The organism is Brachyspira catarrhinii (genome assembly GCF_005518285.1).
Classification (GTDB): domain Bacteria; phylum Spirochaetota; class Brachyspiria; order Brachyspirales; family Brachyspiraceae; genus Brachyspira; species Brachyspira catarrhinii.
On the sequence record NZ_SJDU01000450.1, the window covers coordinates 1 to 1649 of the forward strand.

Below are 1649 nucleotides of genomic sequence, written 5' to 3' on the forward strand. Positions count from 1 at the left end.
ATATTAACGATAGCCATACGGAAATATTATTCATTATTTTTACCTACTACTATTTATACTGTAAGCTTCATTTATAAAACTTTTTATATAGCCAACCAAATAAATATCATCTTTGCATTCTAATATTAATTTTCTATCCAACTCTTCTTTAGAAAATTTGCCATCTCTAATTAATCCGCCAAAAGCTTCATCCCAAAAAGACGCTCCTACGCCGTCTAAATTATCCAATATAATAGTTACGGTATCGTTTTCTCTCAATGCTGGAATTAGCAATTCTTCTCTAAATCGTTCTCCTGAATAATTACTATCTTTACGAAATCTACCAGCTGGAGCGTTGCTATAATCTTTTGATAAGTCAATTATTTTATTTGCCATTTTATAATATACCCTATTTTATAAATTCGTTTTTAGTTGCCAATTTTATAGCGTCTATATTTATCAATTCAATTATAAGTTTAAATTATAATAAATTTTTGTCAATAGAAAAATTATTAATTTAAACTCATTATAATCGACTATAACAGATTATATGGTTTAAAGTTAAATTTGTATTTATAATATATTATTTTACTTAATAGAATTATACTTAAATCTTCTATTTTCGCTTAACACTTTGCTTATAGCATTCATTAAAAGTCCTATTGAAAACGACAAGACCGATAATATTATTAAACATATAGTTAATATAGCAGTCGGAAATCTATCCACTCTTAAAGTTTCAAAATATTCTATCGTTATTCCTATTCCCAAAAATAATCCTATAGCCAAAAATATTAAACTTATCGTATTAAAAAATAATAAAGGTTTTTCCGTCATTAGCAAATAAATTATAGTCCAAAGTATTTTGAAGCCGTCTTTGAAAGTATTTAATTTTGAATGCGAGCCTTCGGGACGCTTTATATATTTAGCCGAAACTTCGTCTACGGGCAAACGCATTTGTAAAGCGTATATCGTAAGTTCCGTTTCTATTTCAAAGCCTCTCGAATGTGCGGGAAAGCCTTTGACAAATCTTTTTGAAAATATTCTATAACCGCTCAACATATCGTTAAATTTCTTGCCGAAAAGAAAATTGGCAAAACCCGTAAGTATAAGGTTTCCGAAAGAATGTCCTTTTCTATGAACGGAATTATCGATTACTTCTCTCGATATATTAAGCATATCCAATTTGTTTTCTATAAAATAATTTATAAAATTGTTTATTTCGCTTAAATCGTATTGCATATCTGCGTCAACCATAATATAAATATCCGAGTCGATATCCGCAAACGCTCTTCTTATAACTTCTCCTTTGCCTTGATAAGAAACTTTATTAACTATCGCTCCCGACTCTTTTGCAATATTATAAGAATTATCGGAGCTATTATTATCAAAAACATATATATCGCATTTCGGACAATAATTTTTCATGTTTTCAATAACTTGTTTAATGGTAATCTCTTCGTTATAACAAGGAATAATCGCCGCTATTTTCATTTTTTATCTCCTTTAAAATCTTTAATAAAAGTCAAAAACGATATTAACGATATAATCGATATTGGATAGATAGGATAAATATACCTAAAAATTACAACTGGAGTAAATGACGCTACAATTATATATGTAGCTATGCCAGATAAAGATATAGAAAAGAGTCGGGAGCGATAGTTAAT

Annotated in this window: 3 protein-coding genes; all 3 read right to left on the bottom strand. The window is 28.3% G+C overall.

All coding sequences use genetic code 11. The features are described 5' to 3' along the window. Nucleotides 1-39: 39 nt before the first annotated feature. Nucleotides 40-375: an STAS-like domain-containing protein gene (locus tag EZH24_RS11390; protein ID WP_137999217.1), complete on the bottom strand. Its 336-nt coding sequence runs from the start codon at nucleotides 373-375 to the stop codon at nucleotides 40-42. Nucleotides 376-567: 192 nt separating this feature from the next. Next, nucleotides 568-1473, bottom strand: coding sequence for a glycosyltransferase family 2 protein (locus EZH24_RS11395; RefSeq protein WP_137999218.1), 906 nt, complete (start codon nucleotides 1471-1473; stop codon nucleotides 568-570). Beyond that, nucleotides 1470-1649 (bottom strand): hypothetical protein (locus EZH24_RS15145; RefSeq protein WP_236847206.1); only part of this gene is annotated, 180 nt, incomplete at its 5' end. The genes EZH24_RS15145 and EZH24_RS11395, both read right to left, overlap by 4 nt.

Coding starts and splice junctions, on each gene's coding strand:
- EZH24_RS11395 (WP_137999218.1), bottom strand. CDS start 1,473: ATGAAAATAGCGGCGATTATTCCTTGTTATAACGAAGAGATTACCATT.
- EZH24_RS11390 (WP_137999217.1), bottom strand. CDS start 375: ATGGCAAATAAAATAATTGACTTATCAAAAGATTATAGCAACGCTCCA.